Annotated in this window: 23 protein-coding genes; 20 read left to right on the top strand and 3 right to left on the bottom strand. The window is 48.6% G+C overall.

What is annotated here, in order from left to right; genetic code table 11:
• The 19 genes from RF679_RS18795 to RF679_RS18705 all read left to right on the top strand — a co-directional run bounded on the left by RF679_RS18795 (position 1) and on the right by RF679_RS18705 (position 19,253).
• On the top strand, positions 1-900 hold the full coding sequence (locus RF679_RS18795) for a ParB/RepB/Spo0J family partition protein (RefSeq protein ID WP_309482154.1): 900 nt from the start codon (positions 1-3) through the stop codon (positions 898-900).
• Between the two features lie 356 nt (positions 901-1,256).
• The gene (locus tag RF679_RS18790) at positions 1,257-1,592 is read left to right on the top strand and encodes an ATP synthase subunit I (protein WP_309482153.1); all 336 of its coding nucleotides are present in this window, start codon (positions 1,257-1,259) and stop codon (positions 1,590-1,592) included.
• Positions 1,589-2,416 carry a F0F1 ATP synthase subunit A gene (atpB, locus tag RF679_RS18785; protein ID WP_373921714.1) on the top strand — a complete coding sequence of 276 codons (828 nt, stop codon included), beginning with the start codon at positions 1,589-1,591 and terminating at the stop codon, positions 2,414-2,416. The genes RF679_RS18790 and atpB overlap by 4 nt, the downstream gene beginning before the upstream one ends.
• A 129-nt stretch (positions 2,417-2,545) precedes the next feature.
• Positions 2,546-2,788, top strand: coding sequence for a F0F1 ATP synthase subunit C (atpE, locus tag RF679_RS18780; protein ID WP_309482151.1), 243 nt, complete (start codon positions 2,546-2,548; stop codon positions 2,786-2,788).
• Between the two features lie 78 nt (positions 2,789-2,866).
• On the top strand, positions 2,867-3,337 hold the full coding sequence (locus RF679_RS18775; protein ID WP_309482150.1) for a F0F1 ATP synthase subunit B: 471 nt from the start codon (positions 2,867-2,869) through the stop codon (positions 3,335-3,337).
• A 2-nt stretch (positions 3,338-3,339) separates the two neighbouring features.
• Complete coding sequence (locus RF679_RS18770) at positions 3,340-3,873, top strand: F0F1 ATP synthase subunit delta (protein ID WP_309482149.1); 534 nt, start codon at positions 3,340-3,342, stop codon at positions 3,871-3,873.
• Positions 3,874-3,924: 51 nt separating this feature from the next.
• A complete protein-coding gene (atpA, locus tag RF679_RS18765; RefSeq protein WP_309482148.1) occupies positions 3,925-5,466 on the top strand; it encodes a F0F1 ATP synthase subunit alpha in 1,542 nt (513 codons plus the stop codon).
• 29 nt (positions 5,467-5,495) lie between these two features.
• Positions 5,496-6,365 carry a F0F1 ATP synthase subunit gamma gene (atpG, locus tag RF679_RS18760; RefSeq protein WP_309482147.1) on the top strand — a complete coding sequence of 290 codons (870 nt, stop codon included), beginning with the start codon at positions 5,496-5,498 and terminating at the stop codon, positions 6,363-6,365.
• Positions 6,366-6,395: 30 nt separating this feature from the next.
• Positions 6,396-7,799 (top strand): F0F1 ATP synthase subunit beta, encoded by a 1,404-nt coding sequence (gene atpD, locus RF679_RS18755; protein ID WP_186917569.1) that lies wholly within the window; start codon positions 6,396-6,398, stop codon positions 7,797-7,799.
• A gap of 96 nt (positions 7,800-7,895) precedes the next feature.
• Complete coding sequence (locus tag RF679_RS18750) at positions 7,896-8,318, top strand: F0F1 ATP synthase subunit epsilon (RefSeq protein WP_309482146.1); 423 nt, start codon at positions 7,896-7,898, stop codon at positions 8,316-8,318.
• 143 nt (positions 8,319-8,461) lie between these two features.
• A complete protein-coding gene (locus RF679_RS18745) occupies positions 8,462-8,902 on the top strand; it encodes a CoA-binding protein (protein WP_309482145.1) in 441 nt (146 codons plus the stop codon).
• A gap of 833 nt (positions 8,903-9,735) precedes the next feature.
• Positions 9,736-12,432 (top strand): TonB-dependent receptor, encoded by a 2,697-nt coding sequence (locus tag RF679_RS18740; RefSeq protein WP_309482144.1) that lies wholly within the window; start codon positions 9,736-9,738, stop codon positions 12,430-12,432.
• A 272-nt stretch (positions 12,433-12,704) separates the two neighbouring features.
• Complete coding sequence (locus RF679_RS18735) at positions 12,705-14,219, top strand: tryptophan halogenase family protein (RefSeq protein WP_309482143.1); 1,515 nt, start codon at positions 12,705-12,707, stop codon at positions 14,217-14,219.
• Positions 14,220-14,378: 159 nt separating this feature from the next.
• Entirely contained in the window at positions 14,379-14,753 is a 375-nt protein-coding gene (locus RF679_RS18730) for an HPF/RaiA family ribosome-associated protein (RefSeq protein WP_309482142.1), read from the top strand.
• An 11-nt stretch (positions 14,754-14,764) separates the two neighbouring features.
• The gene (locus tag RF679_RS18725; protein WP_309482141.1) at positions 14,765-15,259 is read left to right on the top strand and encodes a tellurite resistance TerB family protein; all 495 of its coding nucleotides are present in this window, start codon (positions 14,765-14,767) and stop codon (positions 15,257-15,259) included.
• A gap of 82 nt (positions 15,260-15,341) precedes the next feature.
• A complete protein-coding gene (locus RF679_RS18720; RefSeq protein ID WP_309482140.1) occupies positions 15,342-15,953 on the top strand; it encodes a DUF2062 domain-containing protein in 612 nt (203 codons plus the stop codon).
• Between the two features lie 69 nt (positions 15,954-16,022).
• Positions 16,023-16,931: a transcriptional activator NhaR gene (gene nhaR / locus RF679_RS18715; RefSeq protein WP_309482139.1), complete on the top strand. Its 909-nt coding sequence runs from the start codon at positions 16,023-16,025 to the stop codon at positions 16,929-16,931.
• A 141-nt stretch (positions 16,932-17,072) separates the two neighbouring features.
• Positions 17,073-19,031: a M28 family peptidase gene (locus RF679_RS18710; protein WP_309482138.1), complete on the top strand. Its 1,959-nt coding sequence runs from the start codon at positions 17,073-17,075 to the stop codon at positions 19,029-19,031.
• Positions 19,032-19,061: 30 nt separating this feature from the next.
• Positions 19,062-19,253: a hypothetical protein gene (locus RF679_RS18705; protein WP_309482137.1), complete on the top strand. Its 192-nt coding sequence runs from the start codon at positions 19,062-19,064 to the stop codon at positions 19,251-19,253.
• A 79-nt stretch (positions 19,254-19,332) separates the two neighbouring features.
• Here the strand turns inward: RF679_RS18705 and RF679_RS18700 are convergent, their stop codons facing one another.
• Positions 19,333-20,388: an OmpA family protein gene (locus RF679_RS18700; protein ID WP_309482136.1), complete on the bottom strand. Its 1,056-nt coding sequence runs from the start codon at positions 20,386-20,388 to the stop codon at positions 19,333-19,335.
• Between the two features lie 245 nt (positions 20,389-20,633).
• Between RF679_RS18700 and RF679_RS18695 the strand changes: the two genes are divergently transcribed.
• Positions 20,634-21,341: a DNA alkylation repair protein gene (locus RF679_RS18695; RefSeq protein ID WP_309482135.1), complete on the top strand. Its 708-nt coding sequence runs from the start codon at positions 20,634-20,636 to the stop codon at positions 21,339-21,341.
• Positions 21,342-21,659: 318 nt separating this feature from the next.
• On the opposite strand, the gene RF679_RS18690 is transcribed toward RF679_RS18695, so the two are convergent.
• Together RF679_RS18690 and RF679_RS18685 are read right to left on the bottom strand one after the other, a co-directional pair.
• Positions 21,660-22,433 carry a DUF6445 family protein gene (locus RF679_RS18690; RefSeq protein WP_309482134.1) on the bottom strand — a complete coding sequence of 258 codons (774 nt, stop codon included), beginning with the start codon at positions 22,431-22,433 and terminating at the stop codon, positions 21,660-21,662.
• A 14-nt stretch (positions 22,434-22,447) separates the two neighbouring features.
• Complete coding sequence (locus tag RF679_RS18685; RefSeq protein WP_309482133.1) at positions 22,448-23,389, bottom strand: glycoside hydrolase family 16 protein; 942 nt, start codon at positions 23,387-23,389, stop codon at positions 22,448-22,450.
• Between the last annotated feature and the right edge of the window lie 216 nt (positions 23,390-23,605).

Genomic DNA, 23,605 nt, shown 5'->3' with positions numbered 1-23,605 from the left:
ATGATGGCAGCAGCAAAAAAACAAAAAGGTTTGGGTCGCGGTTTGGACGCATTATTGGGTGGCGCAGAGGACTTCGCCGATGCCGTACCAACGGTCGCAGGCGCACCCAGCACCTTGCCTGTGACACAAATGCAGGCAGGTAAGTATCAGCCGCGTACGCGCATGGATGAGGGCGCTTTGGCTGAACTAGCAGCGTCGATTAAAGCACAAGGCTTGATGCAGCCTATCTTGGTACGACCTGTTGGCCAGAACAATGGTCAAACTCAGTATGAGATTATTGCTGGTGAGCGTCGTTTCCGCGCTTCTCAATTAGCGGGCTTGGCCGAAGTGCCGGTGCTGGTGAAGGATGTCGATGATCAAGCCGCCGCTGCGATGGCCTTGATCGAAAACATCCAACGTGAAGATCTGAATCCTTTGGAAGAAGCGCAGGGTATTCATCGTCTCATTACCGATTTCTCCTTCACCCACGAGCAAGCGGCGCAATCGGTTGGCCGCTCTCGTAGCGCCGTCTCCAATCTTTTGCGCTTGCTAAACTTGGCGCGCCCAGTGCAAACCATGTTGATGGCCGGTGATATCGATATGGGCCACGCACGTGCTTTGTTGGCAGTCGACTCTGCGACCCAGATTCAGTTGGCCAATCAAGTGGTGGCCAAACGCTTGTCCGTACGCGACACTGAAAAACTCGTGACCAAAACCACCGCAGAACTCACTAATCCAAGCAAGCCACGCGAAAAAGCAGAAAAGTCTCGTGACATCACGCGCTTGGAAGAGGAGCTTTCTGACCTGTTAGCAACCCAAGTTGCACTAAAACTGGGCAGCAAAGGTCGCGGCCAAATGATTATTGATTTCGCCGATCTCGATTCTTTGGATGGCATCATTTTGAAGATTCGTGGCCATTGAAGCGAAAATTGAGAATCAAGTCAAAATACTAATTTTTTCTGATTTTTCTTAGAAATCATCGACATAGAGCAAAGACAATTAGGGAAAAGTTTTGCAAAGCTAAATATGTTGCGTTGCATCAAACGTTTGACGCTGGGTGTAACAAACACGTATAATTCCGTGGTTTTATTAAACGCGGCTTCGCTCGCGCCTAAAAATGGTGCAAAAACGAAGTAGAAAATGAAAAATAATCGCGGTTAATAGAACGCATCAGAAGATGCAAAACAACTTCCTTAATTGCTCTACGGGGTATGAGGGAAGTTGAACAATAAAAAAATCAGAAGTAAAACTGAACGATTCAAGAATCGAGGGAAGGCATGGCGCGCATTATCCTGCTGCAATTTGCGGCAGCTTTTCTAGTGGCGCTGGTGGCAAGCTTAGTGTCTGGCCTCTCCGCGGGAATTTCAGCTTTGCTTGGTGGCCTTTGTTGCGCCATTCCTAACGCCTTCTTCGCCTTGCGCTTATTAAGCAGCACGCGAAAGCCCGGCGGAAGTCCGATGAATTTTTTCATCGGTGAATTTATAAAGATTGCGATGAACATTGCGCTCTTCGGCGCAGTGATCATGTTTTACCCCGATTTGAATTGGCTGGCGTTTATCGCTGCTTTCATCGTGGTACTCAAAAGTTATTTAATTCTTCTCTTTAGGCAATGATTATGAGCGCAGCGCACGCACCTACCCCGTCAGAGTACATTGGCCACCATCTAGGTCACTTGGCCAATTCCCATGAGCAACAAACAGCTTTGGTTGATATGTCCTATATCAACTACGACACCATCATTTGGTCAGTTGTATGCGGTTTGTTAGCCATCATCTTGATGTTCATGGCATCCCGTAAAGCCACAGCAGGCGTGCCAAGCCGCTTCCAATGTGCGATCGAAATGTTGGTCGAGATGGTCGATGGCCAAGCTAAAAGCATTGTGCACGGTAACGTATCTTTCATCGCACCAATGGCGTTGACTGTATTCATGTGGGTTTCTTTGATGAACTCCATGGATTTCTTGCCAGTCGATTTGTTCTCTGTTTGGTTGTTCCCATTGTTTGGCTTGGATCCAGAAATGCACCACCGCGTGGTGCCAACTGCTGACTTGAACGGTACTTTGGGTATCTCCGTTGGTGTGTTCTTCTTGATGATTTACTACTCCTTCAAAATTAAAGGTGTTGGTGGTTTCATCAAAGAATTGTGCACAGCACCTTTCGGCCCAGCGATGTTGCCATTCAATATCTTGTTGAACTTGGTCGAATTCGCAGCAAAAACCTTCTCTCTCGGTATGCGACTTTTCGGTAACATGTTCGCGGGCGAATTGTTGTTCTTGTTGATCGCTTTGCTCGGTGCTTACAGCCACATCGGCGGTATCGGTCAGGTGATTGCTGGTTCTATTTGGGCGATCTTCCACATTTTGATCGTGTTCTTGCAAGCGTTCATCTTCATGATGTTGACCTTGGTGTATATGGGTCAATCTCACGATGCACACTAATTCGAAGCGGTGCTGAGAATCAAACATTCTCAGCACCACTTCAAGTGAAGTAATCAGTTCTAGTATTGGTTTTAGGTTTTGGTTTTTTGGTTTTGGTATTTTTAATTTTTAACTTTTAGGAGTTTTCTCATGACTAACGTCGCATTGGTAGCTTTGGCTTGTGGTTTGATCATCGGTTTGGGCGCTTTGGGTGCATGTATCGGTATCGCTATGATGGGTGGTAAATATTTGGAAGCATCTGCTCGTCAACCAGAATTGATGGACAAATTGCAAGGCAAAATGTTGTTGTTGGCTGGTTTGATCGACGCTGCGTTCATTATCGGTGTTGGTATCGCTATGTTCTTCGCAACAGCTAACCCATTCAAAGGTTAATTGAATTTCCTTCTTCTACCGTGGTGCTGGCGCTTTCGTCCAGCATCTGCGGAACGATAATTCAGACAAGGAAACGACATGAATCTTAATCAAACAATGTGGTACCAAGCGGTCGTATTTTTCGTCCTCGCTTGGTTCACCATGAAATTCGTATGGCCACCGTTGATCGGCGCCATCGATGATCGCAGAAAGAAAATCGCTGACGGTTTGGCGGCTGCAGATCAAGGCCAAGCTGCCATGAAAGAAGCTGAGAAAAAAGTTCAGCTCGAATTGGCAACGGCTCGCGAAGAAGGTGTAAAACAAGTTGCTAACGCTGAAAAGCGTGGACAACTGATCATCGAAGAAGCTAAGAACGCTGCAAATGCAGAAGCGGCACGTATCATCGCTGCTGCGCAAGCAGAAGCTGCAAATCAAGTCACGAAAGCACGTGAAGAATTGCGCGACCAAGTTGCTGCTTTGGCAGTCAAAGGCGCAGAGCAAATCTTGAAGCGCGAAGTGAATGCAGCGGCTCATGCAGATTTGCTCAACCAATTGAAGACTGAGCTCTAATCATGGCTGAACTCGCAACGATCGCTCGTCCATACGCAGAAGCGTTGTATCGCGTTGCTAAATCCGGCAACTTGTCCGCTTGGTCGGAACTAGTTGCCGAGATGGCGCAAGCTGCGGCACATCCAGATGTAGTGGCTCTTGCACACAACCCCAAAGTCTCCGCAGCGCAAACTGCTGAGGCTTTCTTGTCCGTGTTGAAGTCAACAGTAACTGCTGAAGCGAAGAACTTCATCAACACTTTGACTGAATATGACCGTTTAACTTTGTTGCCTGAAATCGCAGCACAATTTCACGCTTTGCAGAACGCCGACGCTGGCGCTGCTGATGCGGAAATCACGAGCGCTTTCGACATGTCTGCAGCACAAGTAAGCGATTTGACAGCAACATTGGAAAAGAAATTTGGTCGCAAATTGCACCCAACAATCAAAGTCGATTCTTCTTTGATCGGTGGTGTGCGTATCGTGGTTGGTGATCAAGTGCTGGATACTTCGGTTCGTGCCAAGCTGCAACAGATGCACAACGCTTTGACAGCTTAAGCCCTTGGTGGCGCAAGCTGTTTAAGTACTGAAACAATTTTAGGAGTTTGTATGCAACTCAACCCATCAGAAATCAGCGAGTTGATCAAGAGCCGTATCCAAGGCCTTGGTGACAGCGCTGAGATTCGTAATCAAGGTACGGTTATTTCCGTTACCGACGGCATCTGCCGCATCCACGGTTTGTCCGATGCGATGCAAGGTGAGATGTTGGAATTCCCAGGCAATACATTTGGTCTGGCTTTGAACTTGGAACGTGATTCCGTTGGTGCCGTTATTCTCGGTGACTACGAACACATTTCCGAAGGCGACACAGTGAAATGTACTGGTCGTATTTTGGAAGTACCAATTGGTCCTGAATTGCGTGGCCGCGTGGTCAATGCATTGGGTCAACCAATCGACGGTAAAGGTCCAATCAACACAAGTTTGACAGCTCCGATCGAAAAGATCGCTCCAGGCGTTATTGCTCGTCAATCCGTTTCCCAACCATTGCAAACTGGTTTGAAGTCTATCGACTCCATGGTTCCAGTTGGTCGTGGTCAACGTGAATTGATCATTGGCGATCGTCAAACTGGTAAGACAGCTGTTGCGATTGACTCTATCATCAATCAAAAAGGTCAAGGCGTTACATGTATCTATGTAGCGATTGGTCAAAAAGCATCTTCCATTAAAAACGTTGTGCGCGCTTTGGAAGCACACGGCGCGATGGAATACACCATCGTTGTGGCAGCGACTGCATCTGAATCTGCAGCGATGCAATACGTTTCTGCGTACTCTGGTTGCGCAATGGGCGAATACTTCCGTGATCGTGGCGAAGATGCTTTGATCGTGTATGACGATTTGTCCAAGCAAGCGGTTGCTTACCGTCAGGTTTCCCTGTTGTTGCGCCGTCCACCAGGTCGTGAAGCGTATCCAGGTGACGTGTTCTATTTGCACTCCCGTTTGTTGGAACGTGCAGCACGTGTTAATCCAGACTACGTTGAAGCATTCACAAATGGTGCTGTAAAAGGTAAGACTGGTTCTTTGACTGCATTGCCTATCATTGAAACTCAAGCAGGTGACGTTTCTGCGTTCGTTCCAACCAACGTAATTTCGATTACTGACGGTCAGATCTTCTTGGAAACTTCCTTGTTCAACTCCGGTATTCGTCCAGCGATTAACGCGGGTATTTCCGTGTCTCGCGTGGGTGGTGCTGCTCAGACTAAAGTTATCAAGAACTTGTCCGGTGGTATTCGTACTGACTTGGCGCAGTATCGTGAATTGGCTGCGTTTGCGCAGTTCGCGTCTGACTTGGACGAGGCAACACGCAAGCAGTTGGATCGTGGTGCACGCGTGACTGAATTGTTGAAACAAGCTCAGTACGCACCATTGCCAATCTCCTTGATGGCTGCAAGTTTGTTCGCTGTGAACAAGGGCTTCTTGGATGATGTACCAGTGAAGAAAGTATTGGCTTTCGAATCCGGTATGCATAACCATTTGAAGACTAACCAAGCAGCGTTGTTGCAAAAGATCGAAGAAACCAAGCAAATGGACAAAGATGGCGAAGCTGCCATGGCTGCCGCAATTGCTGATTTCAAAAAATCCGGCGCATTTTAATTTACCGTAGCTAAAAGGAGTCAATACTCATGGCTGCAGGTAAAGAGATACGTGGCAAGATCAAGAGCGTAGAGAATACGAAGAAGATCACTAAGGCGATGGAAATGGTTGCCGCTTCTAAAATGCGCAAAGCGCAGGACAGAATGCGTGCTGCTCGTCCCTACAGTGACAAGATTCGTAATATCGCAGCTAACTTGTCACAAGCCAACCCAGAGTACACGCATCCTTTCATGGTTCAACAAGATCAAGCCAAGAAGATTGGCTTGATCGTGGTAACGACAGACAAAGGCTTGTGCGGTGGTTTGAACACCAACGTCTTGCGTCTTGTTACTAACAAAATGCGTGAACTCGAAGGTAAGGGTTTAAAAATTGAAGCGGTCGCGATTGGTAATAAAGGTCTCGGCTTCCTGAATCGTGTAGGTGGAAAAGTGGTATCGCACGCAGTGCAATTGGGCGATACACCTCACCTCGATAAATTGATTGGTCCAGTCAAAGTTTTGCTGGATGCCTATCAGGAAGGCGAGCTCGACGCGGTCTACTTGTGCTACACCAAATTCATTAACACGATGAAGCAAGAACCAGTGTTAGAGCAGTTATTGCCTCTGACATCGGACAAGCTCGAAGCGGATAAGTCTTCCCATGCATGGGATTACTTGTACGAACCTGATGCGGCAACCGTGATCGATGAATTGTTGGTGCGTTATGTTGAAGCTTTGATTTATCAAGCGGTTGCAGAAAACATGGCGTCTGAACAATCGGCACGTATGGTGGCGATGAAAGCAGCAAGTGATAACGCGGGTAATGTGATTGCCGAGCTTAAACTGGTTTATAACAAAACCCGTCAAGCTGCAATTACAAAAGAGCTCTCCGAAATCGTCGCCGGCGCGGCAGCGGTTTAAACGAATTTTAATATTATTGAAGGAACGAACATGGCTAATGGCAAAATCGTTCAGTGTATCGGCGCTGTTGTGGACGTTGAATTTCCACGCGACGCGATGCCTAAGGTTTACGATGCCTTGAAAATGGAAGGCTCCGATCTGACATTGGAAGTCCAACAGCAATTGGGTGACGGTATCGTCCGTACGATTGCTTTGGGTACATCTGATGGTTTGCGTCGCGGCATGATGATTAGCAACACAGGTAAACCAATTATGGTTCCAACCGGCAAAGCAACATTGGGCCGTATTATGGACGTATTGGGTAACCCAATTGATGAATGTGGTCCGGTTAGCCGTGAATCACAAGCATCTATCCACCGTAAAGCACCTGCTTACGACGAACTCTCTCCATCGCAAGAATTGTTGGAAACCGGTATCAAAGTTATTGACTTGGTTTGCCCATTTGCGAAGGGTGGTAAAGTCGGTTTGTTCGGTGGTGCGGGTGTTGGTAAGACCGTTAACATGATGGAGTTGATCAACAACATCGCTAAAGCACACAGTGGTTTGTCCGTGTTTGCTGGTGTTGGTGAACGTACTCGTGAAGGTAATGACTTCTACCACGAAATGGCTGACGCTAACGTTGTTAACTTGGAAAAGCCTGAAGATTCCAAAGTAGCGATGGTGTACGGTCAGATGAATGAACCACCAGGTAACCGTTTGCGCGTTGCTTTGACTGGTTTGACGATTGCGGAAGGTTTCCGTGACGAAGGTAAAGACGTTTTGTTCTTCGTCGATAACATCTATCGTTACACATTGGCTGGTACTGAAGTTTCCGCTTTGTTGGGCCGTATGCCTTCCGCGGTGGGTTACCAACCTACATTGGCTGAAGAAATGGGCCGTTTGCAAGAACGTATTACTTCCACTAAGACTGGTTCTATTACTTCTATTCAAGCAGTTTACGTTCCAGCGGATGACTTGACAGATCCATCCCCAGCGACAACGTTTGCTCACTTGGATTCCACCGTTGTTTTGTCTCGTGACATCGCATCTTTGGGTATTTACCCAGCGGTTGATCCATTGGATTCCACATCCCGTCAGTTGGACCCACAAGTTGTTGGTCAAGAGCACTATGAAACAGCACGCGCTGTTCAAGGTACTTTGCAACGCTATAAAGAATTGCGTGACATTATCGCGATTTTGGGTATGGACGAATTGGCTCCTGAAGATAAGTTGATCGTTGCTCGTGCACGTAAGATGCAACGTTTCTTGTCTCAGCCTTTCCACGTTGCTGAGGTGTTTACTGGTTCCCCAGGTAAATACGTTTCACTGAAAGATACAATCAAAGGCTTCAAGATGATTGCATCCGGTGAACTCGATCACTTGCCAGAACAAGCGTTCTACATGGTAGGTACAATCGACGAAGCGATCGAAAAAGCGAAGAAAATGGCAGCTTAATTATTCTTGATCGATCTCGTGATCGGTAAAGAATGAAGCCCCCCTCTCTAGAGTCTTAAACTCGGGGGAGGGGCAGCAAATTAAAAAGGTTAGCACATGGCACATACTATTCACGTTGACGTGGTTTCTGCAGAAGAGAATATCTTTTCTGGCGAAGCTTTGTTCGTCGCGTTGCCGGGTGAATCAGGTGAGTTGGGTATCTATCCAAAGCACACTCCATTGATCACGCGTATTAAGCCAGGCGCAGTGCGTATTAAGGTAGAAGGTAAAGCTGAAGACGAATTCGTATTCGTTGCTGGCGGTATCCTTGAAGTTCAACCTGATACAGTTACCGTGTTGGCAGATACAGCGATCCGTGGCGCTGATCTTGATGAAGCAAAAGCTTTGGAAGCGAAGAAATTAGCAGAAGAAGCTTTGGTTAATCGCGAAGCGAGCATCGACTATGCGCAAGCACAAGCCGAGTTGGCATCAGCGATCGCACAATTGGCAGCGATTCAGAAATTGCGTTCTAAGCGCTAATTCCATCGGACTCGATAGGAATTTCAGTGCTCACGTAGCAAATGCACGAAGACAAAGGCAGCTTAGGCTGCCTTTGTTATTTGTGCGGTGTTGATCGCTTGTTGATGCGGTTCTCTGTTTGAAAAAATCTCTCTGAAAATCATATGCACACTCTCAATGAATCTGAAATCGATGCGCTCTTAAACACCGCAAAAGTGATAGCGATTGTTGGACTGTCGAATAAGCCTGAGCGCGATAGTTTCAAGGTGGCGCAATATCTGCAAGAGCAGGGCTACACCGTGCTCGGTGTGAATCCTGTATTGGCGGGGCAGAGTATTGAAGGCGTCGCCTGTTTTGTGGATCTAGCGGCGGCGAAACAAGTCTATCCGCAGATCGACATCGTTGATTGTTTTCGAAAGTCTGAAGAGATTCCTGCAATCGTCACCGAAGTGCAGAATTTAGGACTGCCTATGATTTGGATGCAGCTCGGTGTGATCCATGAAGAGGCGGCTGAAGCGGCCGCGAAAGCTGGCATTGCGGTGGTGATGGATCGATGTACTAAGATCGAACACAAACGCATGGTGGCGGCAGTTCAAGCTGAATAAAAAAGATAAAAAAGATAAGCAAAAATCAGAATCTTCACAAGTTTATCCACAAATTCCACAAGCATATTTATTCTTGGAAACATTCTTTAACAATTGAATTTTTCTAAATTCATGTTTAAATTCAACTGCTTAGAGATCAAACTTAAATTTGTTTTTCGTGAAATTCCGTGCGGCATCTTTTTCCCTTAGATTTACCCACAAAGTTATCCACAGATATTCAAGCCGCACTCATCTGCTTCGTGAGTGATTAAGCGTATGCATAAATCCCTGCTCGCATCACAGTGTCATGCGTGAATCTTGGTGCTTTATGCAGATCACCATGACGCATGCCATTTCAAAACCCATGAAAATGTGGTGAAAATACACCAATTGGTAACGTTTCCAAAAATTTGTTGACACATTTTTTTGATGAATGCTATATTCCAATCCACAAATGGAAACGATTCCATAATTTGAAAATTGTTCCCCACCATTTGTACGATTTGAAAGACGTGGCTAGCAATCGGTGATTTACCCAAGCACCTTGAAGGCCCAAAACTTGTAGAAGGGTGTAGTCGCTTGTAGTAACAAGTAGCAAGAACATCCGATGTAAAAGATAAGATCGATCGAAGAGGCTGTGGGCAGAATTTACCTCGTTCTGCATAAATGTGGATGGCACGGTCGTAACGCACGACGCGGCAAAAAACTTTGGCCTACTTGATGGTGAATGTAATCGACACCGTTCGATCGGTGCAGAAATAAAAAACAAAGAAGTAGCAACAAGAGACAGTAGTGCAGGAGATGACTTGCGCAGATAATGCTGAAGCGGGTCGAAGATAAATCAAGGAGACCAAATGTTCCATCCCAAAACCAAACGTACCTTAATGAGCATGGCAATTGCTGGCGCATTTGGGTTGATGCATGCAGGTGCATATGCACAGCAGGCGGACGCTACCAAGAGTAACGAAAACACCGATACAAAGAAGAGCAAAAAAGATTCTGAGCAAGTACAAGAAGTTCAAGTTACTGCGACGCGTTATTCAACCTCTTTGTTGAAAACACCGTTGGCAGTGACTGCCTATAACCAAGATAACTTGAGCCGTCTTGGTGTGACAAGTGCCAAGGATTTGGCAAACGAAGTACCTAACGTCACCATCGTACAAACCAATGACTCTGCGATTCAAGTCACGATTCGCGGTATCACATCAAGTAACACCACAGAGATCGGCGATCCTGCTGTAGGCTTCCACGTTGATGGTATGTATTCACCTCGTCCACAAGGTGCTCAAGCCTTGATGTTCGACGTTGAGCAAGTCGAAATTTTGCGCGGTCCACAAGGTACCTTGTTCGGTCGTAATTCCACCGGTGGTACGATCAATGTGATCTCCGCTAAACCAGACTTCGCAGGCAATTACGGTCGTTCCGAAATCGAACTTGGCAATTACAACAAACGCCAAGTGAATATGATTCAAAACTTCAAGATCAGCGATGACTTGGCCTTGCGTGCGTCGTTCATGAAAGTCACGCGTGATGGTTATGCGAATCAGATGCAAGATTTTAGTGAGGCGAACTTGCCATCCAAAGGTTGGAAACCAGATGGCATTCCTGATGTGATGCAACGTTGGAATCGCAAAGTTGATCCTAGCGATTACTACACTAATCAAAACGAATGGTCTGCGCGTTTGTCCGCTTTGTACAAAGTCAATAGAGACTTGCGTTTGCGTGCCACGTATGAAGAGTTCCAAGATTCTGGCGCGGGCGGTACCGCATTTAAAGACTGTGATTCCGTCGCCGGAACACGTTACGCTTGCCCAACTGGCTGGGGCCGTTTTGATTTGAAAATCAACGTGCCAGGCATGACCGATATGAAGATTCGTACTTTGCGTACGAACGTCAATTGGGATGTCGATAAAGACACCGTACTCGACTATAACTTCGCATTAGCCGATCAACGTCGTAGTCAGCTGTATGACAACGACAAAGGCAATATGACGGCATTGCCTTTCCAAATTACCCAAGACCATCCAAGCATCCCTGGCGGTAATAACTGGGGTACTTGGCCACTGTCCGACCAGTATCAACAAACGGTTGATTCTAAATACGTCTCTACTGTGCACGAACTGCAGTTGAAACAACGTATCGGTGATTTGAAATACGTCGGTGGTTTGTTCTGGATGCATGAGAAAAACCAAATCAACTATGAAGTGGTTGATTTGTATCGTGCACCAGTCGGTTTAGCTTCAGGCGCTTTCTATGCGCAGCCAAATCGCCAAGTTGATGCGAAAGCGATCTTCGCGCAGGCTGATTGGGAGTTCGCGCCAACATGGACGGCCACTGCCGGTGCTCGTTACAGCGCTGATAGCAAGACCGATAAAGATGGTTTGAACCTCGGTGGCTGGTGGGGTCAGAAAGAGTTCTATAACGGCGGCTATGACCCAGGTACACCAAATACGCCAGGCTATCGTCTGCCACAAGGTCATGATCTCGACTACGGCCCTGGTGGTAGTGCAGCCGCATACCATTTGTACGGCACACCAAGTAAGAATGACCATAGCGAAAAATGGCATAAGGCAACCTGGCGCTTAGGCTTGCAAACGCAAATCAACCCGAACGAAATGGCTTACACCTCTTTGTCGACAGGCTATAAAGCGGGTGGTTTTGGCGATCGTACGATGCGTTGCGGTGGCGACGCCACAGGTCCGAATGTGCGTAAATGTGCCGACGGTTCCGCCAACGTCGAAACCTTCTTGCCGTATAAACCAGAACTCGTCACGAACTTTGAAATTGGTTACAAAGGTAAGTTCTTAGAAAACAAATTGAGCTTGTCTGCGGTGGCATTCGCGATGAACTATAAGGATCAGCAATTGACTGGTACTTACTTCGTCAGCAAATTTGTACCGCCGGCACCATGTACCTCTGATCAACCGAAATGCGACGTGTATGAAACGTGGCGTACGATCAACGTCGGTAACACCAAGATTCGTGGTCTGGAAGTGGAATGGGATTACAAACCTTGGCCAGGCGGCAAAATCGGCGGTGCATTCACATTGTTAGATACCAAGATTCATGATTACGGTTCCTACAGTGATGACTACAACTGCGACGCCCGTGTTGAATTTGGTTTGACACCCTGCGCACCGGTTTACAACGGTCTCGGCCCAGACAATGGTAAGCGTTTGTACGATGTGACAAACAACAATCTGCCAAACGCACCGCGTCGCACGATGATGTTGCACTTCTCGCAGAAATTTGATTTGCCAAACGGCTTTGCTTTGATTCCTTACGTGAAGTGGAACTGGCGTGACAAGGCTTACTTCGATGTACGCAATGATGAGTTTGCCCATATTGGACGCTTCCAAAAGGCATACTCTTTGATTGATGCATCGATGCGTTTAGATGCACCAGACGATGCATGGCATGCCGAATTGTATGTCCGTAATGCGACCGATAGCAAAGCGGCTTACTGGCGTGGCTCAGGTATTGGCGCACAGATGAACTACGCACCAGTTGAACCGCGTATGTTCGGCGTACGCTTCGGCTTTAGCTATTGATCTAGTTACCAGGCTAGTCATTAAGCTAGCCATTAAGCTAGTCAATAACTAATCCGGTCGTTGTTGTGACACCTAACTGACATCGAACTCAACCCACAGAGATTGATGTCAGTAAAGGTGAAAGTTTTACCACGCTCTCCAGCGAACATCCTTGAGTCCAATTGTCTTGGTCCTTATGATCGACGGCATTGGACTCTTTTTTGTTATCGAGTCGGCGTACAATGAAAAGCAGTAAAGACCCAGATCTACAAGAACATCGAAGGAAGATCAGCATGTCTGATAAACGCATACAAGATATCGTGATTGTTGGCGGCGGTACCGCCGGTTGGATGAGCGCCGCGACCATGGCACAACTGCTGCCGAACGGACATCGGATTCGCCTCATCGAATCCGATTTGATCTCAACCATTGGTGTTGGTGAAGCGACGATTCCGAGCATTCGCAATTTCAATACGCATCTCGGGATCGATGAGAACGATTTTCTGCGCAATACACAAGGCACTTTCAAGTTAGGGATTGAATTCGTTAACTGGGGTGTGAAAGGGACCAAGTATTTCCACGGCTTCGGTTCGGTGGGACGCGATCAGCCTATGGCGAATTTCTATCACTACTGGCTGAAGATGAATCAACTCGGTTTGGTCGATGGCTTAGAGCCTTTCTCGATCAACACCGTCGCGAGTTTGATGGGAAAATTCAGTGTCGGTCGTCCTGATTTACCGAATTCTCCTTTGTCTGATTTATCGTATGCCTATCATTTCGATGCGGGTCTGTACGCCAAATATTTACGTCGCTATTCCGAGCAACGCGGCGTCAAACGTACTGAAGGTAAGATCGTTAAGGTCAATCTGAAAGCCGACAATGGCTTTATTGAATCGGTGACGATGGAGAATGGCGACGTCATCGCTGGCGATTTTTTTATTGATTGCTCTGGCATGGTTGGGCTCTTGATTGAACAAGCCTTACAAACGGGTTACGAAGATTGGAGCCATTGGCTGCCATGCGATACAGCGATCGCGGTGCCATGCTCTCTAGGTGGCTCAAGCCAAGCGCATACACGTTCGACGGCACATGAAGCAGGTTGGCAATGGCGCATTCCTCTGCAACATCGGATTGGCAATGGTCATGTGTTCTCTAGCAAATTCATGGATAGCGAAAAAGCCACGCAGATCCTTTTGAATAATCTCGATGGCCAAGTGTTGGCGGAACCACGCCAAATCAAATTCACAACGGGTAAGCGTAAAAAAGCGTGGAATAAAAACTGTCTCGCGATTGGCTTATCCGGTGGCTTCATGGAGCCCTTGGAGTCAACCAGCATTCATATGGTGAAGACAGGACTCATGCGTTTGCTGAGCTTCTTCCCAAACAAAGATTTCGATCAAGTTGATATCGACAATTACAATCGCCTTACCGACAAAGAGTATGCGCAAATTCGAGATTTCTTGATTTTGCACTACAAGGTCAATACCCGCGAAGATAGCGAGTTTTGGAAATACTGCCGCGAGATGGAAGTACCCGAAAGCTTGCAAATCAAGTTGGATCTGTTCGCTAGCAATGGTCGTATTTTGCGCGAAAACGAAGAGCTCTTCCCCGAAGATAGTTGGCTACAAGTGATGCATGGACAAGGCATGCGGCCACGTCGCTATAGCCCTGTGGTTGATCAACGTAGTCAAGAAGAAATCGCTGGCTTCTTGTACAACACACAAATGGTGATACGCAAATGCGTCGATGCCATGCCAAGCCATTTGGATTATATTCGTGCCCATTGCATGGCACGTGAAGCCGCTTAATCTGTCCGAAAACTTAGTTTAGCGATTTGTCCTCCTCACGAGATTGCTCGATTTTTTCGAGCAATCCTCTCCAATTAATCGATTTGAAATACAGTTTGCTGATCCCTACACTAAGGATGTCGCGCAATATGGTGCGACATTCTAAAGAGGAGATTAGCAATGCATATCGACATCCAAGCACGCGGCTTTGAACTCACCGAGGGTTTGCGTGAACACACTTATCGTCGCCTCAAGTTCGCTACTGACTGGGCCTTGGACGAAGTGCGCACTGTCAAAGTGCGACTATCGGATGTGAATGGTCCACGCGGTGGTGAGGACAAACATTGTCTTATCCAAATTCCCTTGGCCGGTCGCCAACAAATTCTCGTGCACGATACCGAGACCGATATGTATGTCGCGATCGACCGTGCGATTGGTCGCGCCGAGCATCTGCTGTCGAAGCGGATAGGGCGTAAGCGCGAACACAGCCACGTGCAGCACAAGCACTGGCCGGAGCAAGGCGTGGAAGAAAACGAATCTCTTGAACGTTTTTAATTGGTGAGGACATGATGCGTAGCTACGAAAAAGATAGTCCACAAGCGATGGCGCGAATTGTGGCATTGGCGATGTTAGTTGACGGTGGCTTAGATAAGTCTGAGCTGGAACTCGTCGCGGGTTATGAGATGGTACAAAAGCTCGGCTTAAGCGAAGATGAATTCGAGAAGATTGTGCATACGCTGTGCGAAGACATGTTGCTATGCGGTGCGCATTACGGTCAAATTGAAATGTCGCCGGAGTTGATCGACAGCTTGCTGGCCGAGATTGAAGATCCGCAACTGCAAAAACTATTGTTGGCATGGATGGTCGCGATTGTCGATGCCGATAGCCGCGTGAGTGATGGCGAGGCTATTTTGATTTCAAGGGCGCTTGAACGTTGGATGTTGGATTTAGTCACTTTGGGAGATGCGAGTATGAGTGGGGATAAGCCAAATCCATCGCCCAAATATACACATCCAATGCCAACTGAGCGCCGCCCCTCTATTTTAGAAACCCACTATTAAATCGAGTTCACACCCTGAAACTTTGCATGAGTGCCATTCATCAAAGTGCTGATGGCACTCATGCAGAGCGAAAGGCACTGGTATGCCCAAGAAATTTCTTCGTCGTATTTTGCCGGATCGGCAAACCATAGAACGTATTCCAATTAGCCGTCGTTTCACGCACCACTTTGACCGCTCCAGTTTGTGGCGAGTCGAGCGTGAAGCAGTCGCTTGGGGTTTAGCCGCCGGTGTTTTCTGTGGCATGATTCCCGGGCCTTTGCAGATGATTGCGGCGATCAGCCTCGCCTTTTTCTTTCGACTTAACTTGCCCATGGCGGTGGTCGGAACTTTCTTAACCAATCCTTTAACCATCGTGCCGATCTATATGGCTGCCTACAGCCTCGGTCAGTGGCTATTGGGTTTGCATGGCGCAGACACCAAGTGGAGTAGCTTACCAGCCCTGCCAGAAACCGACTGGCAAGCGCCGCTCATGAGTATCGAACTCTGGTGGCAATGGGTGCTTGATTTAGGTTTGCCATGGGTGATTGGTATGGTGGTGTTGGCGATGAGCTTGGCGTTATCGAGTTATCTCCTCATGCAATTAGTATGGCGTGCCAGCCGTTATTGGAATTTGCTACGCTTGCAAGCCCTGCGTCGTCAAACTTCGTCGGCGGAGCGGAGTCGCTCTGCTCGACATCATCCAGCTAGCGGGTAGAATGATGCTTTACCACTAGCACAACGCGATACTCGCTAGTAAAAACACAGCGCAAGCGAAAGGTAGACCATGGCGTCATTGAATTACAAGCATCTACGCTATTACTGGATGGTGGCGAAGACCGGCAGTATCGCTAAAGCAGCGGAGCAGCTGCATTTGACGCCGCATGCGGTGAGTGGTCAGATCAATGAATTCGAACAAAGTTTGGGCGTCGAGTTATTCAAAAAATCAGGACGCAACTTAAGTCTGACAGAAGCCGGTCAACGCATCATGGTGTATGCCGATGATATTTTCACGACCGGTGATCAGTTACTGGATGTCCTACGCAATCAATTGCAAGCGCGCCGACGTCCCTTTCGGGTTGGCATTGCGGATGCCGTGCCCAAGGTGGTGGCGTATAAACTGTTGGAGCCTGCCTTACAGTTAAGTGAACCCGTGCGCTTACATTGTCGCGAAGGTCGTTTGGAATTGCTGTTAGGCGATTTGGCGGTACACAAAATCGATGCCGTGATTGCAGATCGTCCTTTGAGTAGCGTCAGTAGTCAAATCAGCGTGCGTGCTTTTAATCATTTACTCGGTAAATGTGGACTTACCATCTTTGCCGAGCCCGCCTTGGCGAAGCGATACAAAGGTAAGTATCCAGCATGCTTGAAAGGCGCACCATTTTTGATACCCAGTGAAGACGCCGCGGTGCAAAGCAAAATCTTGCGTTGGATGTCGGATCAGCAATTGCAAACAGTGATTGTCGGTGAGTTTGATGATGGTGCTTTGATGAAAGCCTTCGGTCGCGCAGGCGCGGGCTTCTTTTTCGCGCCATCAGCGATGAAACAAGACGTCATGCATCAATATGGCGTCAAGGCGGTCTTTGATGTGCCTGAGTTGGTCGAAGAAATCTATGTGATTACTACCGAGCGCCGCTTGCAAGATCCCGCCGTGACGGCGATTAGTGAGCGAGCCAAGCAAGATATTTTTGCTTAGGGTTTTTCCTAAGGGGGGCTTAAATAGCCTTAAGCACTTTGATGGAACTTGCGACAGTCCTGAGAGTCGAAGTCGGGCGAGCTAGCTTGTTCGTCCGTTCGCTTGTTCGCTCAATCCGACTAATCACAATAAGAGACCATCATGTTCGCTTCCCGTCCCGAATTCTATCCTCAGTCTCAAGCGCACTCTCTGTTTGCTAAGAGCAAACACGCCATCGCTATTTTGATCTTGTGCGGTGTGACAAGCTTCGCGCAGGCGCAAGACGCCACTGCAAAGAAAATCGTTGAAATCGGTACCCAAGATCCACAAGTCATGACTTGGTTGGATGTACTGACGAATCGTTTCGGTGGTCGTATGGCGGGTAGCGATAACTTCAGTCACGCAGCACGTTGGACGCGTGATCAAATGCGGGCTTGGGGTATTGCGGCCGAATTGGAAGAAGCGGCGCAGCAACCGCTCGGTTTCAATCGCGGTCCATGGTTTGGCAAGATGATCACCCCGAGTGAGAAGAGCTTACGTTTCGGTACGCCTAGCTACACCGCTGGTACTAAGGGCGTGCAACGCGGTTTGGCCGTGTTGGGGCCGGCGAATGAAGCCGAAGCGCAAGCGCGCATGGCCGAATTCAAAGGCGCTTGGGTGTTGATCCCTGGCGACAGTCGCGGGATGGGACGTGATGGCCGTAAAGAATATAAGCCCGATGCCGTGAGTCTCAAATTAATGGAAGCAGGCGCGCTCGGCACCATACAAGCGGGCAAAGAACCTTTAGCTCTGTTGGATGCCAAGCCAACCAGTTGGGAAGCTTTACCGACCATGCCGGACATCAAGATGACGGCGGATCACTACAATGAAATCCAAGCGCTGCTGAAAAAAGGCGAGAAAGTCGAATTGGAATTTGATATCCGCAATTGGTTTTATCCGGGGCCAGTGCCGTATCACAACGTGGTCGCTAAAATCACTGGCACCGAAAAGCCCGATGAATACGTGGTCATCGGTGCTCACTTAGATAGTTTCGACAGTGCGACAGGCGCGGTTGATGATGGTTCGGGTGTTTCGCCAACGATTGAGGCCATGCGCTTATTGGCGAAAGCTGGCGCCAAACCGAAACGTAGTATTGTGATGGTGGCCTCGGCTGGTGAGGAATTGGGCATTGTCGGCGCCTCGGCTTACACCGAAAGACATGCAAAAGAAATGGATAAAGTAGTCATGATGCTCAATCGTGATGGCGCACCGGGCGCGGTATCCGGCATTACCGTACCAAGTGCTTGGAAAGCGCCGTTTGAGCGTGTGGCTAAGAGTCTCAATGGTGTCAATGGTGGCAATCCTGAGTTCGGTTTTGAAGTCAAAACCAGTGATTATCCAAGGATACGCGCCGAGGCTTTAGCGGGCACCGATGCCTCAGCTTTTTCTATGAAAGGTGTACCGACGCCGAATGCCAACAATAAAACCGACTTCGTTTACAGCCGCACTTGGCATACCTTGCTCGATACTTATAATGAAGTCGTGCCGTATGCGAAGGCCCAACAACACTCTGCTATCGCCATTGCCTTGATGGCTTACGAGGCAGCCAACGCACCAGAAAATTTGAGTCGTGAAGGTTTTTATTTGCCAGCGGGTTTATATGTAGAAGTGGTGACGGCACAAGGCAATGTCTTGGTCGAGTTACAGAGCAATGCAGCACCGGCGACGGTTGCGCGTTTGATCGGGCAATTGGAAACGAATTACAAACCAGCGACATTTAATCCGGGCGCTCCGCGTCCAACGACTCCACCGGCTGCTATCGGTAACATCACCCAACAAGAAGGGCAATGGCTAATGAGTTTGAATGGCAACTGGCCCGACACTACCATGACTGAAACATTGACACCGACTGCAGTGAGTAATACAAAGCAGACACCTGTGTTCGCGATCAATGCACAAGGTAAGATGTTATTGGCAACGGATGCAAGCAAAGTACCGAACGAATTCCCCATCATCGGCAAGCTCACTGCCGGCCAAGACAGCGTAGCGAAGCTAGGTGCCGCGGAAGATATTCGTCAAGTGCGTGTGATTCGTGTTGGTGCTGAGGCCAAGGCCTTTGTGGGAGAAGGGCAGAAGAAGTAAATGACAAATCATTGATGCGAGGAGAGTCAAATGGAAGAGAAAGCAATTGACGCTGCTTATAGCGCAGCTATACAGGCACAATATATGGTGTTGTTTCAAGCAGTGATTATGGCCAAGGGTGATGCGGCAGCCGAGGCACATGCACAAGCCGTGTTTAAGACTAGCGCGGAGATCGCCAAAAAGACCCGGGATCTTGCCTTGCAAGCCGTGGCCGCGACATAAACGGTTTCGCTGAGAAATCTTAGCGCTTAAAAATGTTGGTGTTGCAGGTGTCGGTCATCACCGACACCTGCATTTTTCTTTACTGTTCCACCAATTCCACTCGGCGATTGCGCGCACGGCCTGCTTCTTCTGCGTTGCTGGCAACTGGCGCTAAGTTCGCATTGCCTTTAGCGATCAAACGATTGGCCGCGATACGATACGGTGCCGCGGTGAGGGCGCTGACGACGGCTTGGGCGCGCTGCAAAGAGAGCGTTTGATTGGCGTCGAAATTGCCAATATTATCGGTGTGACCCACGATGAAGAACTTGCGATTGGCTTGGGCTTGCATCAACTTCGCCATTTCTTCCAATTGCGGTTTCGATTCTTCTTTGATGCTAGCTTTACCTGTGTCAAAAAAGAGGCCGTTTAAAGTGACTTTGCCTTCTTCTTGCAAACCATTCTGTAGGGCCTTGGTATCGACGAACACTTGGCCGGTAGGCATAGGTTTAGGCTCGGCGATGTGGATATAGGTTTGGGTTAAGCCGGTAGTGTCGTTGGCCGCTGAGGAGGTGTAAATCAAGACATGGGTATCTTGCCCGCCTTTTTTCATGGTCCCCACTAACATCATGCCGCGATCGCTGGTTAAGGCTGAGGTATGGCTGTAGCGACTGTCTTTAGGCGTATAGATATAACCTTCGGCGAACTGCATGCCCTTATTGGGTTCGTTCATGTCTTTCCACGCCCAGTACAGTTTTTCACACTGTGTTTCGCAGACGAAGCGCGTTTTGAAGCCAGCGATTTGTAAGGCTTGTTGGTAGTTGCGGAATACCTCGACTGGCATTTTGCCGCGTGGGGCGAGATATTGCAGTCGGGTTTGCTTGCCTTCTAGTGTGATGAGGTCCTGGAATTTTTTATCTTTGGTTAAGACATCCGAGCTTGGGAATTTGCTGATGTCCCATTCTGCGAGGGAATAAGCTGTTAGCCATGAGCCGGAGAAGCGTTTAATCAAGGGGTGATCGGCACCCGCGGGAGCGTCCTTACCCCAATACTTTGCTTCGTCGGCTTGTGCATGCGCACTCCCGATGGTGATGCTGCTGAAAGTGAAACCACAAACTAAACCAATGGCGAGGCGGCGGAGAGGGGATGTGAAGCTCATTCCTATGGGTTCCTTGAATACGAGAGAAGAAATTTAAAAAAATAAATAATAAAATAAATAGAAAATAAGAAGCACAGTATTCCCGAATGGTGTACTAATGATGTACTAATGGTGTACTTTAAGCAAATGACATTAGACAATCGGTTGCAAAATGGGGTTGATAGGTTGAATCTTTTTAATACGACGTATGTCCCGCATGGGACAGCGAGATTTCATCAATCGGGATCTAACGCAGGAGACTTAGTATGAGTGCACAGGACATTTTAAAAACTCTGGAAAGCCTAGGTAGTGAATCGTACCGTGCGATTTTACGTAAGCATGGTGCGAACGATCCTGTGTTCGGCGTCAAGATTGAAGAAATGAAGAAGCTGCTCAAGGCACATAAAGGTAATACCGCTTTAGCATGCGACTTGTTCGCGACAGGGAATTACGATGCCCAGTATTTGGCGGGCTTGATGGCGAACGGCAAGGAGATGAGCAAGGAACAACTGCAGCAGTGGTTAGCAACCGCTAATTGCAATGCGATCCGTCGCTATAGTGTGGCGTGGGTAGCGACCGAGAGCTCTCACGTGGTTGAATTGATTAATGAGTGGGGTAGTTCTTCGCAAGAAGATGTTGCTGCAACAGCGTGGGCCACTTTGATTAGTTATGTCTCGGTGACACCCGACCAAGCGCTTGATTTGCCATGGCTTCAACGCCTCCTCGATTTCGTGCAAACGACCATCCATCAACAGCCCAACGAAGTGCGCTCCGGCATGAACAGTTTTGTGATCGCGCTGGGCTCCTTTGTCGCCCCTCTGCATGACGCGGCGGTGCAAGCAGGAAAAGCTATCGGCACCGTTTCGATCGACGTTGGTGATACGGCATGTAAGATTCCTTTTGCACCAGACTACATCGCCAAAGTCGCAGCGCGCGGTGCGATCGGCAAGAAGCGCAAAGAGATTAAGTGTTGAGTTTCGTGAGGCGCTATTGAAGCCCAACATGGTCGGGTGATCGGACGCTGGGCATCGCTTCGCTCAGCACCAGCCTACGGATGTGGTGGAGTAGCTTGGTGCTGAATGCAATGAAGCCCAATATGGTCGGGTGATCAGAAGCTGGGCATCGCTTCGCTCAGCACCAGCCTACGGATGTGGTGGAGTAGCTTGGTGCTGAATGCAATGAAGCCCAACATGGTCGGGTGATCAGAAGCTGGGCATCGCTTCGCTCAGCACCAGCCTACGATTGTGATGGCGTAGGTTGGCGCTGAATGCAATGAAGCCCAACATCTAGGTTCAAGCAGCACCCGCCTGCTTCTTAAAGCGAAAGAAGGCATTCAAACAGAGTCGTGCATGATCGACTTCTGCGCTTAATCGTGTCGGATCGCTGATGTGGGCGGCATGAAATACTGTGCCTTCATAAAATATCGCGCGATTCCATTTTGCTTCGACCGTATGCGTCAGGGCAAAGCGTGGATTCGACTGATAACAATAGGCCGGCGCTTGTTGTAGCTCATCATTGAGCCAGGTGTGATCTGCATGCTCCGCCCGCTGCAGGAAGCGACGCGTTTCATCGAGTGGACCACGTGGACGAAAAAAGCTAGTGCCGCCAAGCGAGGCGTCCGTGAACAAATAGACGACACTGGCAGCGATCCCCATCCCCAGTGGCAGCACTTCCGCGTCGCGGTGGCATAAGCGTTGTAGAGGCTTGAGTTCTGCGGCAGACAAGGTCGTCATCGACATGCGACAAGCGCAGCCAAGGTTGCGTCGCACCTGAAAATGGGATCGCAGGTGAAGCATAAAGTACTGCTCCATCTGCAAAGCAAAAGTGCGCCCCATGTCCATCTCTACACCGGGAAAGTAGTTGTCGACATCGTAGCGGAACTGCTGACGCTGTCGACGTGCATGTTCCACGACTTCTTCCGGGTTCAGTAGAAAATCATCGACCACCACACAAACTTCTTGCTTTCCCTTGCCTGCAACAGCTGACATCGCACCAAGATCAGGAATGACTTGCACGCTGACGCTGGCTTGGGGATTGAACAGTGGTAATGGGGGCGCGGTCTGCATGTGTGTTTTTGCGCTTACTTTTGATAAATCCGCACGTAATCGATTTCGAATTTGCTAGGGAAAATAGTGTCGTCAACCGGTCCGCCCAAATCACCCCCGAGCGCCAAGTTCAAAATCATGTATTGCGGTTGATCGAAGGGCCATTTTTTGTAATCACCATTCTTGGGATTCACAAACTGAAAGTAGTATTTCCCATCAACGCCAATCGCGAGTTGGTCGGCATCCCAGAACAATTGATAGTTGTGGAAGGCATCGCAGGCATCGGGTACGGTAGTGGACTTGGTAGTGCCGGTGCCACTGGCCCAGTTGTAGTAGTTACTGTAGGCGCTGCCGAGGATTTGTCCTTTGGTTTTGCCGACATGTTCCATGATGTCGATCTCACCGTCATCGGGCCATGCGCCCTTGGTGCCGAGCATCCAAATCGCAGGCCAGGTACCCAGTCCACACGGCAGTTTGGCGCGAATTTCGAAATAGCCATAAGTCCAACTGGCTTTGCCGCGCGTGAGTAATCGTGCCGAGGTATACGATTGCCCACCATAATCGGCCGCACTCGTCAGTTTCTCTTTGAGCGCCGTAATGGTGAGTACGCCATTGCTCATCGCCGCGTTTTCAAGGCGCGCGCGTGAATAGTATTGCAGCTCATTGTTATACCAACCCGCTTTATTGCGTTCAGTATCGTAGTCCCACTTACTACTATCGACCAAACCATTGCCATTAAACTCATCGGCCCACACCAGCTTATAGTTGGCTGGTACGCCGCCACTCGGTAATGTTGGTGTGCTAGGTGTGCTGGGAGTGGTTGATCCTGAACCGCCGCTGCTAGGCGTTGTACTTGCACCGCTGGGGCTTGCGCTGCCACCACTTCCACCGCCGCCGCAGGCAACACCACCCACGACACTGAGTCCAAGGATTGCCCACCGCAAAAATGTGGATAGACGAGGGTTTGCGTGAGCCATAAGACGATCTCCTAAGTCAATGAAGTCAGTAGTGTTAGTGATGAGTGGTAGTGAACCCAAAATTCGCGGTCCAAGGACACTGGAGCGCTCGCGTCTGTTGGAAAAAAATCGCAAATTGGAAATGATTGGAAACTGTTTCCAAAAAATATGGAATCGTTTCCAATTTTCGGGTAGTATGGCATTAAGCAAAAAAAGAAGTCAATAAAAAATTGTGAA

Source organism: Undibacterium cyanobacteriorum (genome assembly GCF_031326225.1).
GTDB lineage: Bacteria > Pseudomonadota > Gammaproteobacteria > Burkholderiales > Burkholderiaceae_D > Undibacterium > Undibacterium cyanobacteriorum.
Note: the sequence above shows the minus strand (reverse complement) of the source record. Positions and strands in the feature narration are given on the sequence as shown.

Excerpts from the sequence above, each read along its gene's own strand:
- RF679_RS18725 (WP_309482141.1), top strand. The coding sequence starts at position 14,765 with ATGATGCGTAGCTACGAAAAAGATAGTCCACAAGCGATGGCGCGAATT.
- RF679_RS18795 (WP_309482154.1), top strand. The coding sequence starts at position 1 with ATGATGGCAGCAGCAAAAAAACAAAAAGGTTTGGGTCGCGGTTTGGAC.
- RF679_RS18735 (WP_309482143.1), top strand. The coding sequence starts at position 12,705 with ATGTCTGATAAACGCATACAAGATATCGTGATTGTTGGCGGCGGTACC.
- atpE (WP_309482151.1), top strand. The coding sequence starts at position 2,546 with ATGACTAACGTCGCATTGGTAGCTTTGGCTTGTGGTTTGATCATCGGT.
- RF679_RS18740 (WP_309482144.1), top strand. The coding sequence starts at position 9,736 with ATGTTCCATCCCAAAACCAAACGTACCTTAATGAGCATGGCAATTGCT.
- RF679_RS18705 (WP_309482137.1), top strand. The coding sequence starts at position 19,062 with ATGGAAGAGAAAGCAATTGACGCTGCTTATAGCGCAGCTATACAGGCA.
- RF679_RS18745 (WP_309482145.1), top strand. The coding sequence starts at position 8,462 with ATGCACACTCTCAATGAATCTGAAATCGATGCGCTCTTAAACACCGCA.
- RF679_RS18775 (WP_309482150.1), top strand. The coding sequence starts at position 2,867 with ATGAATCTTAATCAAACAATGTGGTACCAAGCGGTCGTATTTTTCGTC.
- atpB (WP_373921714.1), top strand. The coding sequence starts at position 1,589 with ATGATTATGAGCGCAGCGCACGCACCTACCCCGTCAGAGTACATTGGC.
- atpA (WP_309482148.1), top strand. The coding sequence starts at position 3,925 with ATGCAACTCAACCCATCAGAAATCAGCGAGTTGATCAAGAGCCGTATC.
- RF679_RS18695 (WP_309482135.1), top strand. The coding sequence starts at position 20,634 with ATGAGTGCACAGGACATTTTAAAAACTCTGGAAAGCCTAGGTAGTGAA.
- RF679_RS18685 (WP_309482133.1), bottom strand. The coding sequence starts at position 23,389 with ATGGCTCACGCAAACCCTCGTCTATCCACATTTTTGCGGTGGGCAATC.
- RF679_RS18700 (WP_309482136.1), bottom strand. The coding sequence starts at position 20,388 with ATGAGCTTCACATCCCCTCTCCGCCGCCTCGCCATTGGTTTAGTTTGT.
- RF679_RS18770 (WP_309482149.1), top strand. The coding sequence starts at position 3,340 with ATGGCTGAACTCGCAACGATCGCTCGTCCATACGCAGAAGCGTTGTAT.
- RF679_RS18720 (WP_309482140.1), top strand. The coding sequence starts at position 15,342 with ATGCCCAAGAAATTTCTTCGTCGTATTTTGCCGGATCGGCAAACCATA.
- nhaR (WP_309482139.1), top strand. The coding sequence starts at position 16,023 with ATGGCGTCATTGAATTACAAGCATCTACGCTATTACTGGATGGTGGCG.
- atpG (WP_309482147.1), top strand. The coding sequence starts at position 5,496 with ATGGCTGCAGGTAAAGAGATACGTGGCAAGATCAAGAGCGTAGAGAAT.
- atpD (WP_186917569.1), top strand. The coding sequence starts at position 6,396 with ATGGCTAATGGCAAAATCGTTCAGTGTATCGGCGCTGTTGTGGACGTT.
- RF679_RS18790 (WP_309482153.1), top strand. The coding sequence starts at position 1,257 with ATGGCGCGCATTATCCTGCTGCAATTTGCGGCAGCTTTTCTAGTGGCG.
- RF679_RS18690 (WP_309482134.1), bottom strand. The coding sequence starts at position 22,433 with ATGCAGACCGCGCCCCCATTACCACTGTTCAATCCCCAAGCCAGCGTC.
- RF679_RS18750 (WP_309482146.1), top strand. The coding sequence starts at position 7,896 with ATGGCACATACTATTCACGTTGACGTGGTTTCTGCAGAAGAGAATATC.
- RF679_RS18730 (WP_309482142.1), top strand. The coding sequence starts at position 14,379 with ATGCATATCGACATCCAAGCACGCGGCTTTGAACTCACCGAGGGTTTG.
- RF679_RS18710 (WP_309482138.1), top strand. The coding sequence starts at position 17,073 with ATGTTCGCTTCCCGTCCCGAATTCTATCCTCAGTCTCAAGCGCACTCT.